This window comes from Aeromicrobium sp. REDSEA-S38_B2, from assembly GCF_001628525.1.
Lineage (GTDB): Bacteria > Actinomycetota > Actinomycetes > Propionibacteriales > Nocardioidaceae > Aeromicrobium > Aeromicrobium erythreum.
On record NZ_LUNH01000103.1, the window covers coordinates 1 to 25,932 of the forward strand.

A 25,932-nucleotide genomic window follows, 5' to 3' on the forward strand; every position below is an offset into this window, starting at 1 on the left:
CTGCGGGGTGCGCGGGTGGAGGGGCCGGAGCTGGACGGGGCGTACTGGTACGAGAACCTGCGGGGCACGGTGCGGTTCGACGCGGCGGTGCGGGCTGCGGTGGACGAGGGGCACGAGGTGTTCCTGGAGGTCAGTCCGCATCCGGTGCTCGCCGCCGCCGTGCAGGAGACCGCTCCGGACGGACTCGTGCTCGGTTCGCTGCACCGCGAGCGCGACGAGCACCTGCTCCACGAGCTGGCGCGGGCGCACGCGCACGGCGTCGAGGTCGACTGGACGGCCTTGCTGGACCGCACCCTGCCCGCCCGGCTGCCCACGACGGCCTTCGAGCCGGTGCGGTACTGGCTCGCCCCGGAGCCGGCCGACCGGTCCGTCGGCGACCGCTACGGCATCGTGTGGCGGACGGTTGCCGAACCGTCGGTTCCCGACCCCGGAGCGGCGACCCTCCTGACGCTCGGCGAGCCGCCGGCCGACCTGGAGAAGGTCCTGCAGGGCGTGGGCACGAGGTTCGTGCCGCTGGACCTCGCGGACCCGCAGGACGTCGCCGGCGCGGCGGGGGTGCTGTCCTTCGGCGGCGGGGCTGCCGAGCAGCTCGACCGGGTGCAGCGGTTCCTGGCCTGCGACGTCGACGTCCCGCTGTGGTGCGTCACGCGCGGCGCCGTCGCGGCTGCGGAGGACGACCTGGTCGACCCGGACGCGGCGATGGTCTGGGGGCTCGGCCGGGTGGTCGGGCTCGAGCGCCCGGAGCGCTGGGGCGGGCTGCTCGCCCTCCCCGCCGAGGTCACCGCCGACGACACTGGCGCGCTCCTGGCCGCCCTGCTGGGCGACGACCTGGAGGACCAGGTCGCCGTGCGCCAGGGCCGGCGGCTCTGCCGTCGGCTCGTGGCCGCCCCGGCCGACCGGAGCCGACGGCGCTGGTGGCCGGGCGACGGCACGGCCCTCGTCACCGGGGGCACCGGAGCGCTCGGGGCGCACGTCGCCCGGTTCCTCGTCGCACAGGGTGTCCGCGACCTGGTCCTGCTGAGCCGTCGGGGTCCGCACGCCGACGGTGCGCAGGAGCTGGGCGAGGAGCTGCGTGCCGCAGGGGCGGACGCCACCGTCGTGGCGTGCGACGTCGCCGACCGCGGCCAGCTGACGTCGGTGCTCGACCGGCTGCGGTCCGAGGGCCGCCGGGTCGAGGTCGTGGTCCACGCCGCCGGGGCGCCGGACGCCCGCCGGCTCGAGGACGTCGACCGCCCGGAGGAGGTCTGGCGCGCGAAGGTGGAGGGTGCGCGGCTTCTCGACGAGCTGCTGCCCGACGTGTCGTCGTTCGTCCTCTTCTCCTCCGGGGCCGCCACCTGGGGCAGCGCCGGGCTCGGCGCCTACGCCGCGGGCAACGCGTTCCTCGACGGGGCCCCTCGTGGCGGACCTGGTGCCCGACGACCCGGAGCTCCCGACGCCGCGCACCGCGGCGCCGGCCGCGCAGGCGGCGCCGACGACGGCCGAGGAGGCCGTGCACCTGGTCCGGGCGCAGATGGCGCGGGTGCTGGGCCACGCCCGGGCCGACGACGTCCCGGCGGACCAGCCGATCGGCGAGCTCGGCTTCGACTCCCTGTCGGCCGTGGGTCTGCGCAACGAGCTGCAGCGCGCCACGGGCGTCGAGCTGCCGGCGACCGTCGTCTTCCAGCACCCGACGCCCCGGGCGCTCGCGGAACGGGTCCTGGAGCTCGGCCGCGCGGCCGGCTCCCCGACCCCGTCGGCCGCCGGTGGATCCCTGGTCGAGGGGTACCGGCGTGCGGCGGAGTCCTCGCGCGTGCGTCCGTTCCTGTCGCTGATGGCCGACCTCGCCGAGTTCCGCGAGCGGTCCGCCGACCCCGACGTCCTCGCCGAGCACGTCGTCCCCGTCGCGCTCGGCACGTCGGGCGACGGGCCCGTGCTGGTCTGCTGCGCCGGCACGGCCGCGCCCTCGGGGCCGCACGAGTTCGCACGGCTCGCGGCGGCGCTGGACGGGTCGTGGTCGGTGCTGGGGCTGCCCCAGCCCGGATACCTGGCGGGCGAGCCGCTGCCCGCGTCGATGGAGGCCCTGGCCGCGGCGCAGGCCGCGACCGTCCTCCGCGCGGTGGCGGCACGGCCGGTCGTGCTTGTCGGCCACTCGGCCGGCGGGCTGATGAGCCACGCGCTCGCGACCGCGCTGACGCAGCAGGGGCACCGGCCCGACGGTGTCGTCCTGCTCGACTCCTACCCGCCCGGTCGCCAGGACGCCGTGGAGGGGTGGATCGACGTCCTGACCCGCCGCCTGCTGGACCTGGAGACCGTCCCCCTGGACGACACGCGGCTCACGGCGATGGGGGCGTACGACCGGATGCTCGGGGGCTGGGTGCCCGACGACCAGCAGGTCGCCACGCTGCTCGTGCGGGCCGTCGACCCCATCGCGGCGTGGCCCGACGACGACTGGCGGGCCTCGTGGCCCTTCGCCCACGCGACGGCCGACGTGCCGGGGGACCACTTCACGATGATGCAGGAGCACGCCGGGCAGGTCGCTGCCCGGATCACCGACTGGTGGGAGGCACGATGACCGAGACCGACAGCACCGCGACCCACGCGACCCCGGACGGGCGCGCGCAGCTGGGGCGGCGGCTCCAGATGGTCCGCGGCCTGCTCTGGGGCTGGGGCAGCAACGGCGACGTCCTCGCGTCGGTGCTCAGCGGGTCGCGGACCGACCTGCTCGACGCCGGCCCCCTGCTGCGCGGGGAGCCGGTGGCGCGCAGCCGCACGGAGACCTGGGTGGTGGGCGACCACGCGACCGCGCGCGCCGTCCTCGAGGACGCCGCGTTCGGGCGGGGCCCGGCCCGGGTCCCGGAGTGGGCGCGCGCCGCCGACGTGGCCGACGCGACCTGGTGCCAGCCGTTCCAGGAGGCGGAGCGTCAGGACGTCGCGCCCGACGTCGATCCCGACGGGGTGGTGGACCGGGTCCGCGACGCCGTCGGCGCGCGAGGGGGCCGGCTCGACCTCGTCGCCGACCTCGCGTGGCCCGCTGCCCTGGCGGCGTGCGACGTCCGCGACGCGGAGGCGGCGCGTGCCTGGCGCGTGGCCCCCGACGCGACGCTCGTGCCCCAACGGCTCGCCCAGACCGTGGCCGCGCTCGAGGTGCTCGACGCCGGGCACGACGTGGCGCGCCTGACGGTGGCGACGCTGCTGAGCGGGGTCCTCGTCGACGCCGTGCTGCTCCTGGACGGCCGCCGGGTGGCAGGTCTCGACGACGAGCCCGGGACCCGTGCCGTCGTGCGCGAGACGCTCCGGCTCGCGCCGACCCGCGCCCTGGTCCGCCGCACCGCGACCGCGGCCACGACACTCGGTGCGGCCGCGCTGGGCGAGGGCGACGAGGTCATCGTCGTGACGGCGGTCGCCGACCGCGACCACGCCCTCCTCGAGGATCCCGACGCGTTCCGGCCGGACCGGGAGCCGACCACCCCGTCGCTGTCGGACCTGCTCGCCGAGCGCGACCCGCTCGAGCGGCTCGTGCGCGAGCTCGCCGTGCTCGTGCTGCCCGTCCTGCTCGAGCGCCCCCTCGAGCTCGTGGGCCCGGTGACCCGTGACCCGCGGTCGGCGGTCGTGCGGTCCTGCCTGAGCTTCCCCGTCGTCCGTGAGGAGTCCTGAGATGCGTGTCGTGTTCTCGTCCATGGCGAGCAAGAGCCACCTGTTCGGGCTCGTGCCGCTCGCGTGGGCCTTCCGTGCCGCCGGCCACGAGGTCCGTGTCGTGGCGTCCCCGGCGCTCGTCGAGGACATCACCGCCGCCGGCCTCACCGCCGTCCCCGTCGGGGACGACGTCGACCTGGTCGACTTCATGACCCACGCGGGCTACGACATCATCGACTACGTCCGCAGCCTCGACTTCAGCGAGGAGGACCCGAGCACGCTGACCTGGCAGCACCAGCTGGGCATGCAGACGGTGCTCACGCCGACGTTCTACGCCCTCATGAGCTCGGACTCCCTGGCCGACGGGCTGCTCGAGTTCTGCCGGTCGTGGAAGCCCGACCTGATCGTCTGGGAGCCGCTCACCTTCGCCGCCTCCGTGGTCGCCGAGGTGCTGGACGTCCCGCACGCACGGCTGCTCTGGGGCCCGGACATCGCGGTCCGCGCGCGCCAGCGCTTCCTGGCCCTGCGCGAGGAGCAGCCCGAGGGGTTGCGCGAGGACCCCCTCGGGGAGTGGCTGACGTGGACCATGCAGCGTCTCGCCGGCGACCGACCGGTGCACTTCAGCGAGCGCGCGGTGGTCGGGCACTGGACCATCGATCCGGCGCCGGCCCCGATGCGCCTCGACACGGGGCTCGACACGGTGGGCATGCGGTACGTGGACTACAACGGGCCGTCCACCGTTCCGTCCTGGCTGTTCCGCGACCGGCCGTCGCGGCCGCGCGTCTGCCTGACGCTCGGGATCTCCAGTCGCGAGAACGACATCGGCCAGGTGCCGGTCGCTGACCTGCTCCAGGCGCTGGGCGACGTCGACGCCGAGGTCGTCGCCACCTTCGACGAGGACCAGCTCGCCGGCGTGGAGCGCCTGCCCGACAACGTGCGGCCCGTCGGATTCGTCCCCATGCACGCGCTGCTGCCGACCTGCGCGGCGACGGTGCACCACGGCGGGCCGGGAAGCTGGCACACCGCAGCGATCAACGGCCTGCCGCAGGTGGTCCTGCCCGACGGCTGGGACACCGGCGTGCGTGCCGCCCGTACCGAGCAGGTCGGTGCCGGCATCGCCCTGCCGGTCCCGGAGCTCACCGTCGAGGGACTGCGCGACGCGATCGTCGCCGTGCTCGAGCAGCCTTCGTACGCGGAGGGCGCGCGGCGTCTGCGCGAGGCCATGCTGTCCGAGCCGACCCCTGCCGCCGTGGTCGAGGAGTGCGTCCGTCGCGTCGAGGAGCACGCCCCGTGAGCGCCGACGTGCCCTACGTGCGGGTGGGCCGCTCGGCACTCGTGACCAGCTCCCTGTGGCTGGGCACGGTGAACTTCAGCGGCCGGGTCGACGACGACGACGCGCTGGCGCTGCTCGACCACGCCCGCGACCGCGGGGTGAACTGCGTCGACACCGCCGACATCTACGGGTGGCGGCTCTACAAGGGGCACACCGAGGAGCTGCTGGGCCGCTGGCTGGCGCAGGGTGGCGGGCGGCGCGAGGACACCGTCGTCGCCACGAAGGTCGGCAGCCCCATGGGCGACGGTGTGCTGGAGCGGGGGCTGTCCGCCCGGCACGTCGTGGCGGGCTGCGAGGCGTCGCTGCGCCGGCTGGGCGTCGACCACGTCGACCTGCTGCAGATGCACGAGTACGACCCGACGGCGCCGTGGGACGAGGTGTGGCAGGCGATGGAGACCCTCGTCGCCAGCGGGAAGGTCCGGTACGTGGGATCCAGCAACTTCGCCGGCTGGCAGATCGCCGCGGGCGAGGAGGCGGCGCGGCGCCGCCAGGGCGTCGGCACCATCAGCCATCAGTGCCTCTACAACCTCGCCCGGCGCGACGTGGAGCTCGAGGTGCTCCCGGCCGCCGAGGCCTACGGGGTCGGGGTGTTCGCCTGGTCGCCGCTGCACGGGGGCCTGCTGAGCGGTGCGCTCGACAAGCTGCGCCGCGGCGTCGCGGTGAAGTCGGCCCAGGGCAGGGCGCAGGAGCTGCTGCCCGCCGTGCGCCCGTCGCTGGAGTCGTTCGAGGCGACGTGCCGCGAGCACGGCCTCGACCCCGCCGAGGCGGCCCTGGCCTGGCTCTTGGACCGGCCGGGGGTCACGGGCGCCGTCATCGGTCCCCGCACACCGGAGCAGCTGGACTCCGCCCTCCGGGCGGCATCGACCACGCTCGACGCGTCGCTGGTGGCGGCGCTCGAGACGATCTTCCCGCCCCCGGCTCCCGTCGCGGCGCCGTGGGCGTGGATGGGGTGATCCCACCCCGACCCGTCGTCCGCACGGACGGCGGTCGTCATGAAGAGAGGACATCGAGGGGCATGGCAGCACGACAGAGCATCGTGAAGGACGTTCGTGACGTGGTCCGGTGGCACGTGTGGACGCGGGTGCGTCCGTCCACGCGGACCCGCGTCGCGTACGAGCTGTTCGCCGACGACCACGACGCCACGACCGAGGGCGCCTACATCAACCTGGGGTACTGGGAGCCGGGCTGCAGCAGTCTGGAGGAGGCCAACGAGGCCCTCGCCGACCAGCTGGCGCAGGCCTCCGGCATGGGCCCGGGCGACCACCTGCTCGACGTGGGCTTCGGCCTCGGCGCGCAGGACTTCTTCTGGTGGGAGAGCCGTCGCCCGGCCAGCATCACCGGCATCGACCTGACGCCGAGCCACGTCGCGGCCGCGCAGGAGCGGGCCGTCGCGGAGGGACTGACCGAGTCACTGTCGTTCTCGGAGGGGTCCGCGACGGACCTGCCGTTCGAGGCCGAGCGCTTCGACCGGGTGACGTCGCTGGAGTCCGCGCTGCACTACGACCCGCGAACGACGTTCTTCGCCGAGGCGTTCCGCGTGCTGAAGCCGGGAGGGACGCTCGCCATCGGCGACATCATCCCGCTGGACCTCGACGGGGAGCGCTCGAGCACGCCCCGACTGGCGCCCCAGCGCAAGGGCTCGCTGTCCGGCGGCATGCCGGCGGCGAACTGGGTCCCGCGCGCGGTGTACGCCGAGCAGCTCGAGGCGGCCGGGTTCGTCGACGTCGAGGTGCGCAGCATCCGCGACCGCGTCATGGAGCCGTGGCTGGAGTACTGGCAGCACAAGCTCGCCGAGGACAGCTTCAAGTCGAGCGTCAGCCGGCTTTTCTACTCCCAGGTGAAGCGGTCGTTGACCAGCGACGCCGGCATGAAGGGTGAGCTCCCCGCGCTGGACTTCGTGATCGCCTCGGCCCGGAAGCCGACCGCCTAGTCCAGGAGGTCCTCACGCACGAGGGCGGCCACGGTGTCGACGTGGTCGCGCAGGAAGAAGTGGCCGCCCTCGAGCGTACGGACGCGCCCCGGGACGATGGAGAGCGCGAGCCAGCGCTCGGCGTCGGCGACGGGCGTCAGCGGGTCGGCGTCGCCGCACAGGACGGTCAGCGGGGTGCGCAGCAGCGGCCGCGGGTCCCAGGTGTAGTCGCGCAGGACGCGGTAGTCGGCCCGCAGGGTCGGCAGCGCGTGCTCGCGCAGGTCCTCGTCGTCGAGCACGGTGCCGGGGTCCAGGCGCCGGACCTCCGCCAGCAGGCCGTCGTCGTCCGGCAGGTCCGTGCGGCCCGCGTGCTGCTCCGGTGCCGTCTGGCCGGAGACCACGAGACGCACCGGGGCGTCGACGGCGGCCGGCTCGAGGAGTCGCGTCGCCTCGTAGGCGACGAGGGCGCCCATGCTGTGCCCGAGCACGGCGAACGGTCGGGTCCGCGCCCGCGAGCGCCAGGCGTCGGCCACGACCTCGGCGATCGCCTGGGCTGTGGGCAGCTGCTCCTGCGTGCTGCGGTTCTGACGTCCGGGGTACTGCACGGCCCACAGCTCGACGTCCGGGGCGAGGGCAGCGGCCAGCGCCACGAACGAGTCCGCGGCCGCGCCGGCGTGCGGCAGGCACAGCAGGTCCGCGGACGCCCCAGCCTCGCGGCGGAGGCAGCGTAACCAGCCGTCGGCGTCAGTCACGGCTCACCCGCCGAGACGGACTGGCAGGCTGTCGATGCCGCGCAGCAGCAGCGAGCGACGGAACGCGACCGCGTCGAGATCGGTGGCGTGCACGTCGGGGAACCGCTCGAACAGCGACCGGAGGGCCACCTCGCCCTCCAGCATCGCCAGCGGACGGCCCAGGCAGTGGTGGATGCCGTGGCCGAACGTCAGGTGTCCCTTGGTGTCGCGGCGCACGTCGAAGCGGTCGGGGTCCGGGAAGCGCGCGGGGTCGCGGTTCGCGGCCGCCCCAGCCACGAGCACCATGCTGTAGGCGGGGATGCTCACGCCGTCGATCTCGACGTCCTGCGCGGCGAACCGCGTGGTGGTCTCCGGCGGGGCGTAGAGGCGCAGGACCTCCTCCACCGCGTTCGGCCACAACGTCGGGTCGGCCTTCAGGACGTCCAGCTGCTCGCGGTGGCGCAGCATCAGGTAGCTGCCGATGCCGATTAGGCTCACCGACGCCTCGTACCCGGCCAGCAGCAGCACCAGGGCGACGGAGACGAGCTCGTCCTGGCTCAGGCGGGCCTCGTCGACGTCCCGGGCTTGGATGAGCGCCGACAGCAGGTCGTCGCCCGGCGCGGCCCGGCGCCGCTCGACGAGGTCGAGCATGAAGTCGACCACCTCCTCGGCGGCCGCCCCGCGCGCCTCGGCCCGCTCGGGGTCCATGATGAGGATCTCGGCGCTCCATCGACCGAAGTCGCTGCGCCGGCCCTCCTCGACGCCGAGCAGCTCGCAGATCACCTGGATCGGGAGCGGGTGCGCGAACGAGGCCACCACGTCGGCGTCGGGGGTCTCGGCCATCGTGTCGAGCAGACCGTCGACGATCTGCTGCACGCGGGGCCGCATCGCCATGACCCGGCGCGCCGTGAACTCCCGCGCGACGAGCTTGCGCAGCCGGGTGTGGCTGGGCGGGTCGCTGGTGCCCATGTTGTTCACGAAGTAGTGCTTGGCGCGGTCGCTGAAGCCGAGGTAGGCCGGGAAGTCGACGTCGACGTCGGGGTACTGGGCCTTCGGGTCGCTGCTCAGGCGCAGGTCCGTGAGGGCGGTCCGGGCCTGCTCGTACCCGGTCACGAGCCACGCGTCCTGGCCGAAGAACCGGACGGGCGTGACGGGCCGACGCTCGCGCAGCTGGGCGTACGTGTCGTACCAGTCGACGTGGAAGGCGTCGGAGTCCAGGTCCGGCACCTCCGGCAGCGCCGTCATGACACGACCTCGAACCGCGGCAGGGGGAACACGAGTGATCCGCCCCCTGCCAGGAACTCGGCCTCGCGCTCCACGAAGCCGTCGCGGTAGATCCACGGCAGGACCAGCAGCTGGTCGGGCCGGCGCGCCTTCGCGTCCTCCTCCGAGACGATCGGGATGCCAGTCCCCGGCGTGAACGTCCCCGCCTTCTCCGGGCTGACCTCGCCGATGCACGGCAGGTCCTCCGCGGTCAGGCCGCAGTACTGCAGGATCACGTTCCCCTTGGTGGACGCGCCGTACCCGAGGGTGGTCCGGCCCTGCGCGCGCGACCGGTCGAGGAAGTCCACGAGCCGGTCGCGGTGCTCCTCGGTCTGCCGGGCGAACGTCTCGTACGGAGCCGGTGTCGCGAGCCCGGCAGCGCGTTCCGCAGCCCGGATCCGGTCGAGAGCCTCCGTGTTCGGCGCGTGCGGACCGCCGCGGTGCCCGAGCGTCACCCGGAGGCTGCCGCCGTACACGTCGGTGACCTCGGCGTCGATCACGACGAGGTCGCTCCTCTCAGCCATCCAGTCGAACTGGGCGAGCGCGTAGTACTCCAGGTGCTCGTGGCAGACGACGTCGTACGCGCCGGCGTCGAGCATGGAGGCAAGGTAGCTCTGCTCGGCCACCCAGAGGCCGTCTGGGGCGAGGACGTCGCGCACGTCGCGCATGAAGGCCACCGGGTCCGGCAGGTCGTAGTACATGGCCACGGAGGTCACGATCCGCGCCCGGCGCTCGCCGTACCGCTCCTGGAAGGCTTCGGCGGAGAACGGCCCGGCGACCAGGTCGGCGCCGTCGGGGTACAGGTGCCGGAACTTCTCCCCGACGAGGTCGAAGCCGACCAACGTGGGCGCGTCGGGCAGGTAGGAGCGCAGAAGCGTCGAGTCGTTGCTGCCGATGTCGACCACGAGGTCGGAGGGGCCGACGTCGACCTTGGCGCGCACGGACGCGACGAGCGAGCCGAGGTGGTTGATCATGAAGGGTCGGATGCCCGAGCGGTATCCGTAGCCGTCGTTGAACATCAGCCCGAAGTCTGCGGTGTGGCGGAGCTGGACGAGACCGCAGCCAGGCGGTGTGCACCGGACGAGGTCGAGCGGGACGGACGGCACGGCAGCGTCCGGGCGGTCCGGGAAGACGCTCGTGAGTGCCTGGTCGCCCAGGGACAGGATCGGTTCGAGGTCGGTGTGTCCGCAGATGCGGCAGGCCGAGATGCTCACGTCGACGACCCTACTCGACGCCCGCGCCGCCGGAGAAGCGCGGATTTCGTCCGTGGAGGTGCTCGCGCACGGGTCGGGGCGTCCTTCGGTTGCGTCGCGCGCCGGGCCTGTGGGCACAATGGCACATGCGCATCCTTGGGGGATTGTTCGGGATCATGATGGTGCTGTCAGCCGGTTCGACTGCTGCGGTCGAGGCGAGGCCCGCCGGGCCGGAGGAGTCCTGGGACGACCGGAAGGTCCATCGTCTGGTGACGCAGATGACGGTCGAGGAGAAGCTGTCCTTCGTCTACTGGAACTACAACCTGGACGACCCCTTGGAAAAGCTCTGGCTCCCTGGTGTCCCTCGGCTGGGGATCCCTCAGCTGAGCGGGACGGACGGCCCCGCCGGTGTGACGATCAGTCGTCCGGCCGTCGCCATGCCGGCGCCGGTGGCGCTCGCGTCGACCTTCGACGAGGACCTGGCGCGAAAGTACGGCGAGGTGCTCGGACGAGAGGGGCGTGCCGCGCGACAGGACGTGATCCTCGGTCCTATGGTCAACAACATCCGGGTGCCACAGGCCGGCCGGAACTTCGAGACGTTCAGCGAGGACCCGCTGCTCACGGGCCGCATCGCGGCCTCGCAGGTCCGCGGGGTGCAGAGCCAGGGGCTGATGACCTCGGTCAAGCACTACGCGGCCAACACGCAGGAGACCGACCGCTACACGACCGACGTCGACATCGACGAGCGGACCTTGAGGGAGATCGAGCTGCCCGGCTTCGAGGCGCCGATCCGCGCCGGGGCGTCCTCGGTCATGTGCGCCTACCCGAAGGTCAACGGCACCTTCGCCTGCAGCAACGAGACCCTGTTGACCTCGATCCTGCGTGAGCAGTGGGACTTCGAGGGCTGGGTCATGTCGGACTGGGGCGCGGCGCACGCCACCGAGGACATCGAGGCGGGCCTGGACCAGGAGATGGGGGTCGACGTCAACCCCGACGGCTCGCTCGCGCCCGGAAAGTTCTTCGGCGACGCGCTGGGCAGGGCGATCGAGGAGGGTCGCATCCCTGAGTCGCGGCTCGACACGTCGGTGACGCGCATCCTCACCCAGATGGAGCGGTTCGGGCTGCTCGACGCCGACCCGCCCGCCCGCCCCGAGCGCGACGTCGCGGGTGGCGTCGCGGTCGCGCAGCGGGTGGCCGAGGACGGCGCCGTGCTGCTGCGGAACGAGGACGACGTGCTGCCGCTCGACCCGGACGCGCAGCAGGACCTGGCCGTGATCGGGCCGACGGCGAAGGAACCCAAGGTCACCGGCCTCGGCAGCTCCTACGTCGAGCCCGACTACGCCAACGCCCCGGTCGACACCATCCGCGAGCGGGCCCAGGGCGCCGACGTCAGCTACGAGGTCGGGGAGGAGCTGCGGGGGACGCCGATCGGGCCCGACGCGCTCCAGCCCGCGTTCGAGGGCGGGCGCCTGACCCCCGATGCCGGCGGCGTGCTGTACGAGGGGACGCTCACCGTGCCCGAGACCGGCGTGTACCGGCTCGCGGTCCGGATGGACGGCGGCAACGGCGGCCTGGTGGTCGACGGCGCCGCGCCGATCGGTGTCGGCGACGTGTTCGGCCCCCTGACCAGCGTCCCGATCCGCCTGGAGGCCGGAGAGCATGATCTGCAGCTGACGGGGACCGCGCCGCCCGGAGGCGACCCGACCGTCGACGTCGACCTCACGTGGGTCACGCCCGACGCCGCGCAGCAGGCGCAGGACGCCGCCGTCGAGGCAGCGCGCGACGCCGACGTCGCGGTGGTCTTCGGCTACGACGACGGCGCCGAGACGGCCGACCGCACGTCGTTGGGCCTCCCCGGACGCCAGGACGAGCTCATCGCGGCGGTGGCGGCCGCGAACCCGAGGACGGTCGTGGTGCTCAACACCGGGTCGTCGATCACCATGCCGTGGCTCGACTCCACGCAGGCCGTGCTCGACATGTGGTACCCGGGACAGGCCGGTGCCGAGGCGACGACCGCGCTGCTCTTCGGCGACGCGGAGCCGGGGGGACGGCTGACCCAGACGTTCCCCCGCTCGGTCGAGGAGACGCCGGTCGGGGCCGACGCGCGCCGGTTCCCCGGCGTCGACGGCACCGTGCACTACGACGAGGGCATCTTCTCGGGCTACCGCTGGTACGACCAGCAGGACGTCGACCCGCTGTTCGCCTTCGGGCACGGTCTGTCGTACACGACGTTCCGGTACGGGCCGCTCACTGTGCGGCCGGCCCGCGACGGGGGCCTGGTCGCCCGCGTCAAGGTGGCCAACACCGGTGACCGCGCCGGCTCGGAGGTCGTCCAGGCCTACCTCGGGGCCAGCCCGAGGGTCGACCTCCCCCAGGCGGAGCGTCAGCTGGCGGGCTTCGAGAAGGTCCGGCTGGCCGCGGGGGAGTCGCGCTGGGTCACGGTGCGCATCGAGCCGCGCGCCCTGCAGCATTGGGACGTCGAGCGCGACGCCTGGGTGACGGGCACCGGCCGCCGGACCGTGGAGGTCGGGTCGTCCTCCAGGGACCTGCGCCGCAGCGCCGAGGTGATGGTGCGGGAGAAGCGCCGCTAGGCCTGGCCGCCGCGCGGGGGACGGGGGCGACCTCCGCGTCCGTCACCCGTGCGGCGCCCGCCCGCGTCGCGGCGCGGGCCGCCGCCCGCGCGACCGTCCGGCCGGGGGCCTCCGCCTGGGCGGCCGCGCCGCCCCCGCTGGTCGCCCGGTCCGCGCGCGGCGCCGCCACGGGACCCGTCGAGGAGCTGGAACAGCGTGATCCACTGGTCGGGGTGCACGAAGGCGACGATCTCGTCGTGGTGGACGTCGGCGCGCGCGAACGCGCTGTCGACCTTCGAGCGCGGCCACTCCCGGGTCAGCGACCGGTAGAGGCTGCCGCCCTTGCCGACGAAGCCGATCTCCACCATGTCCGCGAAGCGCGACCTCGCCGCCGCGTCGCGCAGGAGGGGCTGTGGGCGGCGGCGCAGCCGCATGATCGCGGAGTGCACGCGCGGCACCGGTGTGAACAGCGTGCGGTCGACCTTGGCGACGTACTGCCACTCGAAGGTCGGCCACGTGGTGACGGTGAGGGCCGTCCACCGTCCGTAGTCACCCGTCCGCTTGCGCGCGAACTCCTGCTGGGTCACGAGGGTCGCCGACGTCAGGGTCGGGGCGGTCAGGCACCAGTCGACGATGGCGGAGGTGATGCCGTAGGGGATCGCGCCGACGAACTGGAACGGCTCCTCGGGGTGAGGCGCGGTCAGGAAGTCGGCGTGGACGACCTCGATGCTCGTCTCCTGGGCCAGGTCGGTCGAGAGTCGTCGCGCGAGGCGCTGGTCCAGCTCGTAGGTGCGTACCCGCCCGGCGCGTCGGGCGAGCTCGCGGGTGAGCAGCCCTTCGCCGGGACCCGCCTCGACGACGAGCCCGTCGGGGTCGACGTCGGCGGCGTCGGCGATGCGCCGGATGGTCGCCGGGTCGCGCAGGAAGTTCTGGCCGAGGACCCGCCGGTCGCGGTCGCGCTGGCTGCGGCCGCCCACCGGCCGCTGCGGGCGACCGGAGGAGGGTCCGCGCCCTCGCGGACGGTCTTGCGGACCTGCCATGGGCTCCTGCTCCTCGTCGGTGCGCCGGCGGGACGGGCCCCGTCGGTACGTCTCAGGATACGGTGGGGACGCGCCGGTCCGACGCGTCGGGCGGTGCGCCTGACGCCGTCAACGCGAGGAGGAGTCGTGTCCCACGTGGTCCCGCCGATGTCCGACGAGAAGGCCCTGCTCGCCTGGCTGGCCGAGATGCGCGCGCACGAACCGGTCTGGCGCGACGAGTACGGCGTGTGGCACGTGTTCCGCCACGCGGACGTCCGCGAGGTCCTGAAGGACACCGCCACGTTCTCCTCCGACCCGAACCGGGTGATCGAGGGCTCCGAGCCGACCCCGGGGATGATCCACGAGATGGACCCGCCGGACCACCGCGCGCTGCGCAAGGTGGTCAGCAGCGCGTTCACCCCACGGATGGTCGAGAACCTGGAGCCGCGAGTCCGCGAGGTCGCACGCGATCTGCTCGACGCGGCCGGACCGCGTTTCGACCTCGTGCAGGAGATCGCCTTCACGCTGCCCGTCACCATCATCGGAGAGATGCTCGGCCTGCCGCGCGAGGACCAGGAGCAGTTCGGCTCCTGGTCGGCCTCCCTCATCGACATCCAGATGGACGACCCGACCGACCCGGCCCTGGCGGAGCGCATTGCGGCGATCCTGGATCCTCTGACGTCGTACCTGCAGCGCCTGTGCGCCGAGCGCCGCGCCGCGCCCGCCGACGACCTGGTGAGCAAGCTCGTCCTTGCAGAGGTGGACGGGCGCGGGCTCGACGACGTGGAGGCGGCGAACTTCTCGACCGCGCTCCTCCTCGCGGGCCACGTCACCACCACGGTCCTGCTCGGCAACATCGTCAACACGCTCGATGAGCATCCCTGGGCGTGGGATCTCGCCCGCGAGCACCCGGACCGGATCCCCGCCATCGTCGAGGAGGTCCTGCGCTTCCGTCCACCCTTCCCGCAGATGCAGCGCACGACGACTGCCCCGGCGCGGGTCGGCGGCGTGGACCTCCCGGCCGACGTCATGGTGAACGTGTGGGTGCTGTCGGCCAATCGCGACCCGGAGGCGCACGAGGACCCCGATCGCTTCGACCCCGACCGCGGGGTGCGCGGCGCGGCGCAGCTCTCCTTCGGCCACGGCATCCACTTCTGCCTCGGGGCACCGCTCGCGCGCCTCGAGAACGTCGTCGCGCTCGAGGAGATCGTCCGGTCCCGCGGCCGGCTCGTGGTCGACCGCGAGGACCCGTCGTTCGCGATGTTCGACCAGATCGTCCTCGGGGTGCGCACCATGCCGGTCCACGTCTAGGTCGTGGGTCTCGTCGGTGCACGTCCCGTGGGGGACGGACCGCTGCGTCGGCTCCTCGACGCCCGCCTGGTCGTCGGCGAGGCGTTCGCGCACGGGGACGAGGACGGCCTCACCCCGGCGGAGCGCCTTCTGGTCGTGGGGGCCGTGCCGGCGCGCCGACGTGAGTTCGCCGCGGGGCGCCGTCTGGCGCGCTCGGCGCTTGACGAGCTCGGCGTCCGCGCCGACTCGATCCTCTCGGGACCGCGGGGCGAGCCGATGTGGCCGGTGGGCGTCGTCGGAAGCATCACCCACTGCAGCGGCTACGTGGGCGTCGCGGTCGGCCGCCGCACGGAGGTGCGCGCCGTCGGGATCGACGCCGAGCCGGACGAGCCGCTGCCCGAGGGCATCCTGCACAGCATCGCCGACCCGACGGAGGTCTCGATGGTCGCGGACCTGACGGCGAGCGCTCCCGGACCTGCATGGGACAGGCTCGTGTTCTGCCTCAAGGAGGTGGTCTTCAAGGTGTGGTACCCGCTCGCCGGGAGCTGGCTCGACTTCGACGACGCGGCGGTGGTGGTCGACCGGGGCTCGGCGACCTTCCGGGCGACGTTGCTGCGCCCGGCTCCCGAGCTCGCCGCGCTCGGGCTGCCCTCGACGTTGCAAGGGTCGTGGGTGCGGCACCGGGGCATCCTGGTGGCCGCCGTACGCATCGACGACCTCGAGGGGAGCGCAGGATGATCGACCGCGGTGACGACGTGTGGTTCCGAAGGCTGAACGAGGGGCAGCGCGACGCGCCGCTGTTGTTGGTGCTCCCGCACGCCGGCGGGTCTGCCACCTACTACCGGCCGCTCGGTGCCCTGCTGCCAGAGCTCGAGGTGCTGGCGGTGCAGTACCCGGGCCGCCAGGACCGGCACCGGGAGGCGCAGCTGCCGTCGATCGAGGCGCTCGCCGAGGAGGTCTCGACGCGACTCGCCCCCCGTGCCGCGGCGCGGACGCTGGTGCTGTTCGGTCACAGCATGGGCGCGGTCGTGGCCTTCGAGGTTGCACGACGGCTTGAGGGTCGGGGCACGGCGGTCGCGCACCTCGTGGTGTCCGGCCGGGGTGCGCCGGGGTGGTCGGAGGCGGCGCCGGTCACGCTCGACGACGACGCGCTGCTGACCGAGCTCCTGCGCCTCTCGGGGACCGACGTCGCGGTGCTGGACGACCCGGAGATCCGCGCCCTGGTGCTGCCCGCGGTGCGGGCCGACTACCGCATCGTCCGCGCCTACCGCGGGTCGGCGGACGCCGTCGTCCAGGCCCCGCTCACCGTCATGCACGCCCGCGACGACCCGCTCGTGCCGGCAGACGCGGTTGCCGGATGGCGGCGGAACTCGCGCGGAGCGCTGACGGAGCTCACCTTCCGCGGCGGCCACTTCTACCTCGTGGACCAGGTCGCCGAGGTGGCGGAGGTGCTCAGGCGGGCCGCGACGGGCTAGGATCGACGTAGTTCTCACGGGCCAGGACGACCAGCACGATCCGACCAGTGGAGGAAGGGGGCGTCCACCGATGGAGCACGCGCCGACCTTCGTGGACACGGCTGCCGCGGGACGCGGAGCCGTGCTCGATCGAGAGCGCGCCGATCCGCGCGACGCCTTGCTCGGCTGGCTCGCCGAGCGTGCCGCGGCTCGCGCCCTGCGGGTCGAGCGGACCTCGTTCGCCGACCTTGAGCACTGGAGCCTCGACGGCACGCACGGAGCGATCCGGCACGATTCCGGCCGGTTCTTCTCGGTCGAGGGGTTGGCCGTCGCGACGAACCACGGGTGGCGGCGCGAGTGGTCGCAGCCGATCCTGCTGCAGCCGGAGGTCGGGTTCCTCGCCCTGCTCGTGCGGGAGGTCGACGGCGTCATGCACGCGCTCGTCCAGGCCAAGGTCGAGCCCGGCAACCTCGGGAAGGCGCAGCTGTCGCCGACGATCCAAGCGACGCGCAGCAACGTCCTCGGCGTGCACCGTGGCCACGCGGTGCGCTACATCGAGCACGTCAACGGCACGGCTCCGGGCCACGTGCTGCTCGACGTCCTGCAGTCCGAGCAGGGGTCGTGGTTCCTGCGCAAGCGCAACCGGAACCTCGTCGTGGAGGTGCAGGAGGACGTCGAGCCGCACCCGGACTTCCGCTGGACGCCCCTGTCGGTGCTGCGCTCGGCACTGCTCGTCGACAACGTTGTCAACATGGACCTGCGCAGCGTGATCTCCTGCCTACCGACCACCGGACGCCTCGGCCCCGTCGACGACGGCGGCCCCGTCGTCGACGAGCGCGTGCAGGCCCTGCGCCGCTCCCTCGCGGCCCGACCGGAGCCCGACCACGCGCTGCGCCGGTGGGTCACCGACATCCGGTCCCGGCGCGAGCTGGTGCAGCGGCTGCGCCCGCTCTCCGACACGGCGTCGTCCGGCTGGGTCCTCGGCGAGGACGCCATCGAGCACGTCGACGGCAAGTACTTCTCCGTCTTCGGCATCACGGTCACCGCCAGCGGACGCGAGGTCGGCTCGTGGTCGCAGCCCATCGTCGCCGCGGCGAGCCCGGGGCTCCTGGCCCTGCTCGTCACCCAGGTCGACGGTGTGCTCCGCGCCCTGGTGCAGATGCGCACCCAGGCGGGCGGCTTCGAGGTCGCCGAGCTCGCACCGACCGTGCACTGCCAGCCCGCGAACTACGCCGACCTGCCCGAGTCGGCCGCGCCCCCGTACCTCGACGTCGTCGCGACGGCCGACGAGGGATCGGTGCTGTACGACTCGTGGCAGTCCGAGGAGGGCGGACGCTTCCACCACCTCCAGAACCGGTACGTCGTCGTCGAGGTGCCGCCGTCCTTCGACACGTCGCAGACCCCGGAGCACCGGTGGGTGACCCTGGGCGAGATCGGCGACCTGCTCACGCACGAGAACTACGTCACCATCGAGCTGCGCACGCTCATGGCCTGCGCGCTCGCCCTCGCACAAGGGGAGCACCCGTGAAGCGCACCATCGACGACCTCGCCGTCTTCGGGGGGCCCGCAGCTTTCCTCAACACCGTCACCGTCGGTCGCCCTTCGATGGGGGACCGTGAGCGCTTCGAGTCGCGCATGGCCTGGGTGCTGAACAACGAGTGGCTCACGAACAGCGGCCCGTTGGTCAGCGAGTTCGAGACCGCCGTCGCCGAGATCGCCGGGGTCAGGCACTGCGTGGCCACGAGCAACGCCACAGTGGGCCTGCAGCTCGCGATGCACGCGGCGGGGGTCCGCGGCGAGGTCATCATGCCGGCCATGACGTTCGCGGCGACGCCGCACGCCGCTAGCTGGATCGGTCTGGAGCCGGTCTTCTGTGACGTCGACCCGGTCACGGGGCTGATCGACCCCGACGACGTGAAGCGGCGCATCACCGAGCGCACCGGGGCCGTCGTCGGCGTCCACCTGTGGGGCCAGGTCGCGCCGGTCGAGGAGCTCGACCGACTCGCGCACGACCACGGCCTGGTCATGCTCTACGACGCCGCCCACGCCCTGGGGTGCACGCGCGACGACCGGCCAGCGGGCAGCTTCGGCGACGCCGAGGTCTTCAGCTTCCACGCGACCAAGGTGGTCACGTCCTTCGAGGGCGGGGCCCTGGTCACCGACGACGCCACGCTCGCCGCGCGGGCCCGGAGCATGCACAACTTCGGCCTCGGCCAGGGCGGACGGGTGGAGCACGTCGGCACCAACGCGAAGATGAGCGAGGCGTCGGCCGCCATGGGCCTCACCTCGCTCGACGCGTTCGCTGAGGTCTGCGAGCACAACCGCCGCAACCACGAGCTGTACGCCGAGGAGCTGCGCGGCGTGAAGGGCCTGCGGCTGCACGAGCTCGACCTTGAGGAGCGCAGCAACTACCAGTACGTGATCGTCTCGGTGGATCCCGCGCACACCGGGATCGACCGAGACGAGATTATCAGGGTGCTCGCTGCCGAGCAGGTGGTCGCGAAGCCGTACTTCTCGCCGCCGTGCCACCTCATGGAGCCCTACCGGACCGAGACCCCCCAGCGCATCGAGAGCGCGGAGTGGCTGGCGGCGCAGGTCGTCGCCCTGCCCACCGGGCCGGGCGTCTCGGCCGAGGACATCCGCAGGATCTGCGACGTGCTGCGGCTGGTCGTCGCCGACGGGGAGCACGTCGCGCGCCGCCTGACCGCAGCGAGGAACGCACCGAGCTAGGGCCCCGGACAGGGGCACGTCCACACCTATGGAGACATCGATGAAGGTTCTAGACGTGGCACGACCCGGCGTCGACCACCACACGGCACGCGACCTCGTCGCCGAGCGACTCCGCTCGATGGGCGAGGACGGGGTCGAGGCGAAGGCGGCACACCTGGCCGCCCTCGTCTCCCACTACGGGGCGCACCCGTTCACCCCGCTGGAGCAGATGCGCCAGAGGCTCGGCCTGGACCGCGACGAGTTCGCGGCCGTGCTGGAGGTGTTCGACCGCGTGCCCGAGCTGGCGCTGGCCGTGGAGCACGGCCCGGCGGGCAAGTACTGGAGCAACACGATCAAGCCGCTCAACGAGGCCGGTGCGCTCGACGCCGCCGTCGAGCGACGCTTCGCCTTCCCCGTGAGCGTCGGCCTGTACCCGGGCCCGACGTGCATGTTCCGGTGCCACTTCTGCGTGCGTGTGACCGGGGCGCGGTACGCGGCGGACTCCCTCACCCCCGGCAACGAGGTCCTGGCCTCGGTGATCGACGAGGTGCCGAACGACGGTCGCACGACCATGTACATGTCCGGTGGGCTCGAGCCGCTGACCAACCCGGGTCTGGGCGAGCTGATCACCCGCGCCGCGAACCGCGGGCTCGACCTGACGATGTACACGAACTCCTTCGCGCTCACCGACGCGACCCTGTCGCGGCAGCCGGGGGTCTGGGACCTCGGGGCCCTGCGCACCTCGCTCTACGGCCTGAACGACGAGGAGTACGAGGAGACCACCACGAAGAAGGGTGCGTTCAGCCGCGTCAAGGCCAACCTGCAGCGGTTCATGCACCAGCGACAAGAGCGGGGCAGCGACCTGCGGCTCGGCTTCAACCACATCATCCTCCCCGGCCGCACGGGGCGGCTGATCGACCTCGTCGACTTCATCGCCGAGCTGAACGAGTCCAGCCCCGACCGTCCGCTCGACTTCGTCACCGTGCGCGAGGACTACAGCGGTCGCGACGACGGCCGGCTCGACGAGCAGGAGCGAGACGAGCTCCTCCACGGTCTCGACGCGTTCGTGGAGTACGCCGAGCGGCATACCCCGGGGATGACGATCGACCTCGGCTATGCGCTGGAGAGCCTGCGTCGCGGGGTCGACGCGGAGCTGCTCCGGATCCGGCCGGACACCATGAGGCCCACCGCGCACCCGCAGGTCGCCGTCCAGGTCGACCTGCTGGGCGACGTGTACCTGTACCGGGAGGCTGGCTTCCCCGACCTCGACGGAGCCCACCGCTACATCGCCGGGCGGGTCACCTCCGATCACAGCCTGCACGACGTGCTGCGCGAGTTCGTCGAGTCGGGGCGCGAGGTGGAGCCGGCTCCCGGCGACGAATACTTCCTCGACGGCTTCGACCAGTCGGTCACGGCGCGGTTGAACCAGCTCGACCAGGATGTCGCCGATGGGTGGGGACGCTTCCGCGGGCTCGTCAGGGCGAGTTGACGGTGCAGGCACGTCAGCTGCGCGTCGCTGGAGGGTGGGAGTTCACGCCGACGGTGCACCACGACGCACGCGGAGTCTTCGCGTCCCCCTTGCAGGAGGAGGCGTTCGTGGCGGCCGTCGGGCACCCCTTCCCCGTGGCGCAGACGAACCACATCGTCTCCGACCGCGGGGTCCTGCGCGGTGTGCACTTCACCGCGTCGCCCGGTCAGTCGAAGTACGTCCACTGCGCCGCCGGTCGGGCGCTCGACGTCATGATCGACGTGCGCACGGACTCGCCGACGTTCGGCACCTGGGAGGCTGTGGAGCTCGACCCACGGCGATGCAACGCGCTGTACTTCCCGATCGGGACCGCGCACGCCTTCATGGCGCTCGAGCCCGGCACGATCATGTCCTACCTCGTGAGCACGCCGTACGATGCGGAGCTCGAGCTGGCGATCGACCCGTTCGACCCCGAGCTGGCCCTCCCGTGGCCGGCTGACGTGCCGGCCCTGCTGTCCGGTCGTGACGAGGTGGCGATGTCCTTCGCGCAGGCCCGCGCCGGAGGGCTGCTGCCACGGTCGGGTCCGAGGATGGTGGCAGAGGGCGTCGAGCCCTAGGGTCGCGCCGCGAGCACGGCGACCAGGTCGGCCACCCGTTCGGCAGCCGGGAGCGCGAGATGCGGGCCGATGGGCAGGCTCAGCACTTCCCGGGCCAGACGTTCGGCGTGCGGGAGGGAACCGGCTCGGTGTCCGTGGTCCGCGTAGGCCGCGCTCAGGTGCACCGGGGTCGGGTAGTGGACGAGGGTCTCGACTCCGTGACGGGTGAGCTCTCGCTGCAGCGTCTCCCGGTCGTGGCAGCGGACGACGAAGAGGTGCCAGGCAGACCGGCCCTGGTCGTGCGGGGGGAGGCGGACACCAGATGCCTCCTCGAGCCGGTCGAGGTAGAGCGCGGCGATGGTCGCGCGGCGAGCGTTCCATGCGTCCAGCAGCGGCAGCTTCGCGCGCAGGACGGCCGCCTGGATCTCGTCCAGGCGACTGTTCGTGCCTCGGACCTCGTGCACGTACTTGGCCACGGACCCGTAGTTGCGCAGGAGGCGGACCCGTCGAGCCAGGTCGTCGTCGTCGGTGACGACGGCCCCGCCGTCACCGAGAGCGCCCAGGTTCTTGCCCGGATAGAAGCTGAAGGCAGCCGCGGTGGACCCGGATCCGACGACGGCGCCGTCCCGTCCGCGGGCACCCGTGCTCTGAGCCGCGTCCTCGACGAGAGCGAGACCGTGACGGTCGGCGACCCGGCGGATCGCGGCGAGATCGGCGACCTCGCCGTACAGGTGCACGACGAGGATGGCGGCCGTCCGCGGCGTGACGGCGGCCTCGACCGCCTCGACGTCGACGAGGTAGCCGTCGGGTGACGGCTCCACGGGTACGGGGCGGGCTCCGCAGCGGGAGACGGCGAGCCAGGTGGCGATGAAGGTGTGGGCGGGGACGATGACCTCGTCACCAGGACCGACGCCCAGTGCGGTCAGACTGAGCTCCAGCGCGTCGCAACCGCTGCCGACCGTGACGCAGTGCGCGGCAGAGCATGCCGCGGCGAACTCCGCCTCGAACGCCTCGGTCTGGGCGCCGAGCAGGTAGCGCCCGGACGCGAGGACCCCGCTCACCGCGGCGTCGATCTGGGGACGAAGCTCCACGTAGGCCGCGTCGAGGTCGAGGAACGGGACGTCGATGGTCATCGGCCTGCTCAGACGCGGTAGGGATCGTGGGCGTCGTCGCCCTCGTCGAGCAGGGCGCGCAGGTAGGGTCCGTAGGTGCTCGAGGAGTGCCGCTCGGCACGCTCGAGCAGCTCAGCGTCGGAGAGGAAGCCGACGCGCCAGGCCACCTCCTCGGGAGAGCCGACGAGGGTCCCTTGACGCGCCTCGATGGTGCGCACGAAGTTCGAGGCATCGTTGAGCGAGTCGAAGGTGCCGGTGTCGAACCATGCGGTGCCGCGGGGGAGGACCTCCACGTGCAAGCGGCCCTCCTGGAGGTAGAGGCGGTTCAGGTCAGTGATCTCGAGCTCACCTCGGGCGGAGGGCACGAGAGTCTTGGCGTGCTCGACCACGTCGTCGGGGTAGAAGTACAGACCCGGCACCGCATAGGGCGAGCGGGGCCGCTGCGGCTTCTCCTCCAGGGAGATCGCCCGGCCGTCCTCTCCGATCTCGACGACCCCGTACGCCTGCGGGTTGGAGGTGCGGTAGCCGAAGATCGCCGCCACCTCGGTCTGGGTGTGTCGGCGCAGCTGGTAGCCCATGCCCGTCCCGTGGAAGATGTTGTCGCCCAGGACTAGCGCCGCCGGCTCCTGGCCGAGGTGCGACTCGCCGATGAGGAAGGCTTGGGCGAGGCCGTCGGGTGTCGGCTGCACCGCGTAGCTCAGGTTGACCCCGAAGGCGCTGCCGTCGCCCAGGAGACGCACGAACAGCTCTGCCTCGTGCGGACTCGTGATGATGAGGATGTCGCGGATGCCCGCGAGCATCAGGGTGGACAACGGGTAGTAGACCATCGGCTTGTCGTAGACCGGCACGAGCTGCTTGCTGATGCCGCGTGTGATGGGATGCAGTCGAGACCCTGTGCCCCCGGCCAGGATGATTCCGCGCATGTCTCGACCCTAGCGGTCCTTCTTCGCCCGCGGGGCGGTGGAGAAGGGCGCGGTCCCTGGAGCGCGACCAGGCGGGTGTCCGACCTGAGCTGGTCGCGGGGTCCTCGATGCACTCGGCGTGAGACCGAGCGCGCCGGTGGCAGAGGAGTCCGGCGGTCGCACGGACGGAACGCGCATCCAGCCCCGTCCATCAGCCCGCGAGGCCGTCCGGTCCCCGCGGGTCGACAGCGTCCCGCAGCGTGGCGAGACACGTCCGTCGGCGGATGCCGGGTTCATCGCCCGCGCCTCGTCGTCGGGCCGGGCGCCGGCGCACGATCGGAGGTGGCGTTCGACGACACGGTCGGTCTGGGCGTCTGGGCGTCTGGGCGGGCCTGCTCGTGCTCGTGTCGCTGCTCGGTAGCACCCCGGGGACACCCGATCTCGCTCGTGCTCAGCTGCGTGGCCGCGGTCCCCGAGGTGGTCGGGTGCTGCTCGATGGCGCTCCTCGTCGCGAGGCCGACCAGCGCCACACCGCCGCTGGTCGCGGCGTATCTGCTGGTGGGCCTCGAGGACGACGACGACGGCGGCTCCGGGGTGGCGCGACGCTGGCCCGACGCCGGTCTCGACTGCGGGACGTTCGTCCGTCGCGTCGAGGACGGGGGCGGGTCCCAGGGCAGGCACGCGGACGGGTTCTCCGGCTGCGCGCGCGAGTCGCAGTCGGCGTGGAGCGTCCGGCGGCCCCGTCTGCTGGCCGACGGCACCCTCGACGTCGCGATGTGGCCGGGCCTGGTCGACGTCGACTGGCTGTTCTGAGCCGACGCCAGGGCGCGTCGTCGCTCAGCCCTCGCGGATCGTCATGCGGGTGAGCCGGTCGCCCGCCACCTCGAACGCGAAACGGGAGCGACCGTTGGCGTGCGTCGAGCGCCAGTCGCCCACGACCGTGACGTGGCTGTCGTCCTGGATGCTGACCTCCTCGACGGTCAGGATGCCCTGGGAGCCGATGAACTCCCGAGCGCTCCAGGCCTTGATCTCGTCGCGACCGGTGAAGGTGCGACCCCAGTCGTCGACGACGGCGCCGGCGGCTAAGGCGTCGAGGAAGCCCTCGTCGTCGTGGCGGTTGACGGTCTCCACGAAGGAGGCCACGGGCTGGGGCAGGTGCGGTGCAGTCATGGGGGGTCTCCTCAGGGTCAGCGGGTCGTGTATCCGCCGTTGGCGAAGATGGTCTGGCCGGTGATCCACCAGCCCTCGGTCGCGAGGAAGCGGACGATCGGGGAGATGTCCTCGATCTGCGTCAGCTGGCCGCCCATCGCCTGCGACCGGTGGAACTCGACGCGCTCGGGCGTCTCCTGGCCGTAGAAGAACGGGGTGTCCATCGGGCCCGGCGCGATGGCGGTGACGGAGATCCCTCGCTCGGCGAACTCCTTCGCCGCGGCGCGCGTGAAGTGCTCGACCGGCGACTTGCCGCCGGCGTACGTCGAGTAGCCGTCGGTGAAGGCGCCGAGGAGCGACGTGACGATCGTGATGACCTTGCCGCCGTCGGCGACGTGCCGTCCGGCCTCCTTGATGAAGAAGTACGCCGCCTTGCTGTTGATGTCGAACATCGCGTCGTACTCGGCCTCGGTCGTGTCCGCGATGGGCTTGCGCAGCACCTTGCCGACGGTGTTCACCGCGACGTCGACGCGCCCGAGCGCCGACTCGGCGTCGGCGAACAGCCTCGCGACGTTGTCGGGGACGGTGAGGTCTCCGGTGAGGATCACGCCCTTGCCGCCCGCGGCCTCGACCGCGGCGAGCGTCTCCTCGGCGTCGGCGCGCGTGGACGCGGAGTTGTAGTGCAGGGCGACGTTCGCGCCCGCCTCCGCGGCCTGACGGCTGATGAGTCCTCCGAGGTTCTTGGCACCTCCGGCGACGAGGACGGTCTTGCCCTCCAGCGTGTGCGTGGACATGGTCACTCCTTCTATGTCGAGTGAATAGGAACATGTATCAGCGATACACGAGTACTGTAGCGACATGACAGAAGAAGTGCGAGCCGATACACGGACTCGTCTTCTCGACGCGGCCGCCGAGATGATCGCGAGCGCACCCGGCGAGGAGGTCTCGCTCAGGGCGGTGTGCGCTGCGGCCGGCGTGCAGATGCCGACGCTCTACCACTTCTTCGGCAACAAGCAGGGCCTGACCGACGCCGTCGTCGAGCGTGGGTTCGACCTCTACCTCGCCGAGAAGTCGGCCGGCGAGAGCACGGGAGACCCGATCCAGGACATCCGCGACGGGTGGGACGCCCACGTCGCGTTCGGCCTGAGGAACCCCGGGTTCTACACGCTCATGTACGGGAAGGTCCGCCCCGGCTACTCGCCGTCGGCGCAGGCCCGGCCGAGCGAGCTGCTGCGCGAGCTGACGAGGAAGGCGCACGAGCAGGGACGACTCTGCACGACCCCGGAGCAGGCGGCAGCGCACGTGCTCGTCACGAACATCGGCGTCACCCTCCGCCAGATCGTCCTCGCGACCGAGGACCGAGATCTCTCGATAGCCGTGCGCGAGGGAGTGATCGCCGCCATCACCGGCTCCGCGAGCTCGTCGCCGTCCCTCCAGGCCGACGTGCGTCGCGTCCTCGAGCACGCCGTGACGCAGCGTGACCTCCTCGGAGGGGAGGAGACGGCGCTGCTCACGAAGTGGCTGAGCCGTCTCCTCGCTGTGGGGTCGGACGGCTGACTCCTGCATCGCCGACGGTGCGCCCACCCCATCGCCGGCGGACGACGCCGCGCCTGGTCCCTCGC

The 25,932-nt window shown here is 72.6% G+C and carries 22 protein-coding genes and 2 pseudogenes; 16 read left to right on the forward strand and 8 right to left on the reverse strand.

Annotation, left to right across the window (positions count from 1 at the left end; translation table 11 throughout):
• Nucleotides 1-69: 69 nt before the first annotated feature.
• The 6 genes and pseudogenes from A6Q81_RS17340 to A6Q81_RS16665 form a co-directional block, all read left to right on the forward strand.
• Nucleotides 70-1,329, forward strand: a pseudogene (locus A6Q81_RS17340) (beta-ketoacyl reductase); the annotation flags it as partial.
• Between the two features lie 67 nt (nucleotides 1,330-1,396).
• Complete coding sequence (locus A6Q81_RS16645; protein ID WP_286691163.1) at nucleotides 1,397-2,551, forward strand: alpha/beta fold hydrolase; 1,155 nt, start codon at nucleotides 1,397-1,399, stop codon at nucleotides 2,549-2,551.
• A 707-nt stretch (nucleotides 2,552-3,258) separates the two neighbouring features.
• Nucleotides 3,259-3,633, forward strand: a pseudogene (locus A6Q81_RS17425) (cytochrome P450); the annotation flags it as partial.
• A gap of 1 nt (nucleotide 3,634) precedes the next feature.
• Nucleotides 3,635-4,906 (forward strand): activator-dependent family glycosyltransferase, encoded by a 1,272-nt coding sequence (locus tag A6Q81_RS16655; protein ID WP_067860669.1) that lies wholly within the window; start codon nucleotides 3,635-3,637, stop codon nucleotides 4,904-4,906.
• Nucleotides 4,903-5,898 carry an aldo/keto reductase gene (locus tag A6Q81_RS16660; protein WP_067860667.1) on the forward strand — a complete coding sequence of 332 codons (996 nt, stop codon included), beginning with the start codon at nucleotides 4,903-4,905 and terminating at the stop codon, nucleotides 5,896-5,898. Before A6Q81_RS16655 ends, A6Q81_RS16660 begins: the two co-directional genes overlap by 4 nt.
• A gap of 62 nt (nucleotides 5,899-5,960) precedes the next feature.
• Nucleotides 5,961-6,875: an SAM-dependent methyltransferase gene (locus A6Q81_RS16665; protein WP_067860665.1), complete on the forward strand. Its 915-nt coding sequence runs from the start codon at nucleotides 5,961-5,963 to the stop codon at nucleotides 6,873-6,875.
• On the opposite strand, the gene A6Q81_RS16670 is transcribed toward A6Q81_RS16665, so the two are convergent.
• From A6Q81_RS16670 to A6Q81_RS16680, 3 genes are read right to left on the reverse strand one after another with little or no spacing between them, the layout of a single operon-like run.
• Complete coding sequence (locus A6Q81_RS16670; RefSeq protein WP_286691165.1) at nucleotides 6,872-7,606, reverse strand: thioesterase II family protein; 735 nt, start codon at nucleotides 7,604-7,606, stop codon at nucleotides 6,872-6,874. The genes A6Q81_RS16665 and A6Q81_RS16670 overlap by 4 nt on opposite strands.
• A 3-nt stretch (nucleotides 7,607-7,609) precedes the next feature.
• Nucleotides 7,610-8,830, reverse strand: coding sequence for a cytochrome P450 family protein (locus A6Q81_RS16675; RefSeq protein WP_067860662.1), 1,221 nt, complete (start codon nucleotides 8,828-8,830; stop codon nucleotides 7,610-7,612).
• Complete coding sequence (locus tag A6Q81_RS16680; protein WP_067860659.1) at nucleotides 8,827-10,062, reverse strand: class I SAM-dependent methyltransferase; 1,236 nt, start codon at nucleotides 10,060-10,062, stop codon at nucleotides 8,827-8,829. The genes A6Q81_RS16675 and A6Q81_RS16680 overlap by 4 nt, the downstream gene beginning before the upstream one ends.
• A gap of 257 nt (nucleotides 10,063-10,319) precedes the next feature.
• Between A6Q81_RS16680 and A6Q81_RS16685 the strand changes: the two genes are divergently transcribed.
• Nucleotides 10,320-12,632: a beta-glucosidase family protein gene (locus A6Q81_RS16685; RefSeq protein WP_286691220.1), complete on the forward strand. Its 2,313-nt coding sequence runs from the start codon at nucleotides 10,320-10,322 to the stop codon at nucleotides 12,630-12,632.
• Here the strand turns inward: A6Q81_RS16685 and erm are convergent.
• On the reverse strand, nucleotides 12,629-13,588 hold the full coding sequence (erm, locus tag A6Q81_RS16690; RefSeq protein ID WP_502692838.1) for an ErmE/ErmH/ErmO/ErmR family 23S rRNA (adenine(2058)-N(6))-methyltransferase: 960 nt from the start codon (nucleotides 13,586-13,588) through the stop codon (nucleotides 12,629-12,631). The two genes, A6Q81_RS16685 and erm, sit on opposite strands and share 4 nt — an antisense overlap.
• A 189-nt stretch (nucleotides 13,589-13,777) precedes the next feature.
• Here erm and A6Q81_RS16695 point away from each other — a divergent pair, with 189 nt between their 5' ends.
• From A6Q81_RS16695 to A6Q81_RS16725, 7 genes are all read left to right on the forward strand, one after another.
• Nucleotides 13,778-14,941 (forward strand): cytochrome P450, encoded by a 1,164-nt coding sequence (locus A6Q81_RS16695; RefSeq protein WP_286691166.1) that lies wholly within the window; start codon nucleotides 13,778-13,780, stop codon nucleotides 14,939-14,941.
• 27 nt (nucleotides 14,942-14,968) lie between these two features.
• Complete coding sequence (locus A6Q81_RS16700) at nucleotides 14,969-15,658, forward strand: 4'-phosphopantetheinyl transferase family protein (RefSeq protein WP_286691167.1); 690 nt, start codon at nucleotides 14,969-14,971, stop codon at nucleotides 15,656-15,658.
• Nucleotides 15,655-16,395 carry a thioesterase II family protein gene (locus A6Q81_RS16705; protein ID WP_067860655.1) on the forward strand — a complete coding sequence of 247 codons (741 nt, stop codon included), beginning with the start codon at nucleotides 15,655-15,657 and terminating at the stop codon, nucleotides 16,393-16,395. The genes A6Q81_RS16700 and A6Q81_RS16705 overlap by 4 nt, the downstream gene beginning before the upstream one ends.
• A 70-nt stretch (nucleotides 16,396-16,465) precedes the next feature.
• Nucleotides 16,466-17,902 carry an NDP-hexose 2,3-dehydratase family protein gene (locus tag A6Q81_RS16710; RefSeq protein ID WP_286691168.1) on the forward strand — a complete coding sequence of 479 codons (1,437 nt, stop codon included), beginning with the start codon at nucleotides 16,466-16,468 and terminating at the stop codon, nucleotides 17,900-17,902.
• Nucleotides 17,899-19,104 (forward strand): dTDP-4-dehydro-6-deoxyglucose aminotransferase, encoded by a 1,206-nt coding sequence (locus A6Q81_RS16715; RefSeq protein WP_286691169.1) that lies wholly within the window; start codon nucleotides 17,899-17,901, stop codon nucleotides 19,102-19,104. Before A6Q81_RS16710 ends, A6Q81_RS16715 begins: the two co-directional genes overlap by 4 nt.
• Before the next feature lie 55 nt (nucleotides 19,105-19,159).
• Nucleotides 19,160-20,572, forward strand: coding sequence for a dTDP-4-amino-4,6-dideoxy-D-glucose ammonia-lyase (desII, locus tag A6Q81_RS16720; RefSeq protein WP_286691170.1), 1,413 nt, complete (start codon nucleotides 19,160-19,162; stop codon nucleotides 20,570-20,572).
• A gap of 2 nt (nucleotides 20,573-20,574) precedes the next feature.
• Nucleotides 20,575-21,168 carry a dTDP-4-dehydrorhamnose 3,5-epimerase family protein gene (locus A6Q81_RS16725; protein WP_286691171.1) on the forward strand — a complete coding sequence of 198 codons (594 nt, stop codon included), beginning with the start codon at nucleotides 20,575-20,577 and terminating at the stop codon, nucleotides 21,166-21,168.
• Here A6Q81_RS16725 and A6Q81_RS16730 read toward each other — a convergent pair.
• Nucleotides 21,165-22,280 (reverse strand): DegT/DnrJ/EryC1/StrS family aminotransferase, encoded by a 1,116-nt coding sequence (locus tag A6Q81_RS16730; RefSeq protein ID WP_286691172.1) that lies wholly within the window; start codon nucleotides 22,278-22,280, stop codon nucleotides 21,165-21,167. The genes A6Q81_RS16725 and A6Q81_RS16730 overlap by 4 nt on opposite strands.
• A gap of 8 nt (nucleotides 22,281-22,288) precedes the next feature.
• A complete protein-coding gene (rfbA, locus tag A6Q81_RS16735; RefSeq protein WP_067860648.1) occupies nucleotides 22,289-23,182 on the reverse strand; it encodes a glucose-1-phosphate thymidylyltransferase RfbA in 894 nt (297 codons plus the stop codon).
• A gap of 438 nt (nucleotides 23,183-23,620) precedes the next feature.
• On the opposite strand from rfbA, the gene A6Q81_RS16740 reads away from it, so the two are divergent.
• A complete protein-coding gene (locus A6Q81_RS16740) occupies nucleotides 23,621-23,974 on the forward strand; it encodes a hypothetical protein (RefSeq protein WP_286691173.1) in 354 nt (117 codons plus the stop codon).
• Nucleotides 23,975-23,998: 24 nt separating this feature from the next.
• Here the strand turns inward: A6Q81_RS16740 and A6Q81_RS16745 are convergent, their stop codons facing one another.
• Together A6Q81_RS16745 and A6Q81_RS16750 are read right to left on the reverse strand one after the other, a co-directional pair.
• A complete protein-coding gene (locus A6Q81_RS16745; RefSeq protein WP_286691174.1) occupies nucleotides 23,999-24,331 on the reverse strand; it encodes a nuclear transport factor 2 family protein in 333 nt (110 codons plus the stop codon).
• 17 nt (nucleotides 24,332-24,348) lie between these two features.
• Entirely contained in the window at nucleotides 24,349-25,104 is a 756-nt protein-coding gene (locus A6Q81_RS16750) for an SDR family oxidoreductase (RefSeq protein WP_067860643.1), read from the reverse strand.
• Between the two features lie 64 nt (nucleotides 25,105-25,168).
• Between A6Q81_RS16750 and A6Q81_RS16755 the strand changes: the two genes are divergently transcribed.
• Entirely contained in the window at nucleotides 25,169-25,867 is a 699-nt protein-coding gene (locus A6Q81_RS16755) for a TetR/AcrR family transcriptional regulator (RefSeq protein WP_067860641.1), read from the forward strand.
• Nucleotides 25,868-25,932: the final 65 nt, after the last annotated feature.

What these genes read in the sequence shown, in the direction of transcription:
- A6Q81_RS16655 (WP_067860669.1), top strand. Translation starts at nt 3,635, where the DNA reads ATGCGTGTCGTGTTCTCGTCCATGGCGAGCAAGAGCCACCTGTTCGGG.
- A6Q81_RS16665 (WP_067860665.1), top strand. Translation starts at nt 5,961, where the DNA reads ATGGCAGCACGACAGAGCATCGTGAAGGACGTTCGTGACGTGGTCCGG.
- A6Q81_RS16675 (WP_067860662.1), bottom strand. Translation starts at nt 8,830, where the DNA reads ATGACGGCGCTGCCGGAGGTGCCGGACCTGGACTCCGACGCCTTCCAC.
- A6Q81_RS16685 (WP_286691220.1), top strand. Translation starts at nt 10,320, where the DNA reads ATGACGGTCGAGGAGAAGCTGTCCTTCGTCTACTGGAACTACAACCTG.
- A6Q81_RS16705 (WP_067860655.1), top strand. Translation starts at nt 15,655, where the DNA reads ATGATCGACCGCGGTGACGACGTGTGGTTCCGAAGGCTGAACGAGGGG.
- A6Q81_RS16710 (WP_286691168.1), top strand. Translation starts at nt 16,466, where the DNA reads ATGGAGCACGCGCCGACCTTCGTGGACACGGCTGCCGCGGGACGCGGA.
- A6Q81_RS16730 (WP_286691172.1), bottom strand. Translation starts at nt 22,280, where the DNA reads ATGACCATCGACGTCCCGTTCCTCGACCTCGACGCGGCCTACGTGGAG.
- rfbA (WP_067860648.1), bottom strand. Translation starts at nt 23,182, where the DNA reads ATGCGCGGAATCATCCTGGCCGGGGGCACAGGGTCTCGACTGCATCCC.
- A6Q81_RS16745 (WP_286691174.1), bottom strand. Translation starts at nt 24,331, where the DNA reads ATGACTGCACCGCACCTGCCCCAGCCCGTGGCCTCCTTCGTGGAGACC.
- A6Q81_RS16750 (WP_067860643.1), bottom strand. Translation starts at nt 25,104, where the DNA reads ATGTCCACGCACACGCTGGAGGGCAAGACCGTCCTCGTCGCCGGAGGT.
- A6Q81_RS16755 (WP_067860641.1), top strand. Translation starts at nt 25,169, where the DNA reads ATGACAGAAGAAGTGCGAGCCGATACACGGACTCGTCTTCTCGACGCG.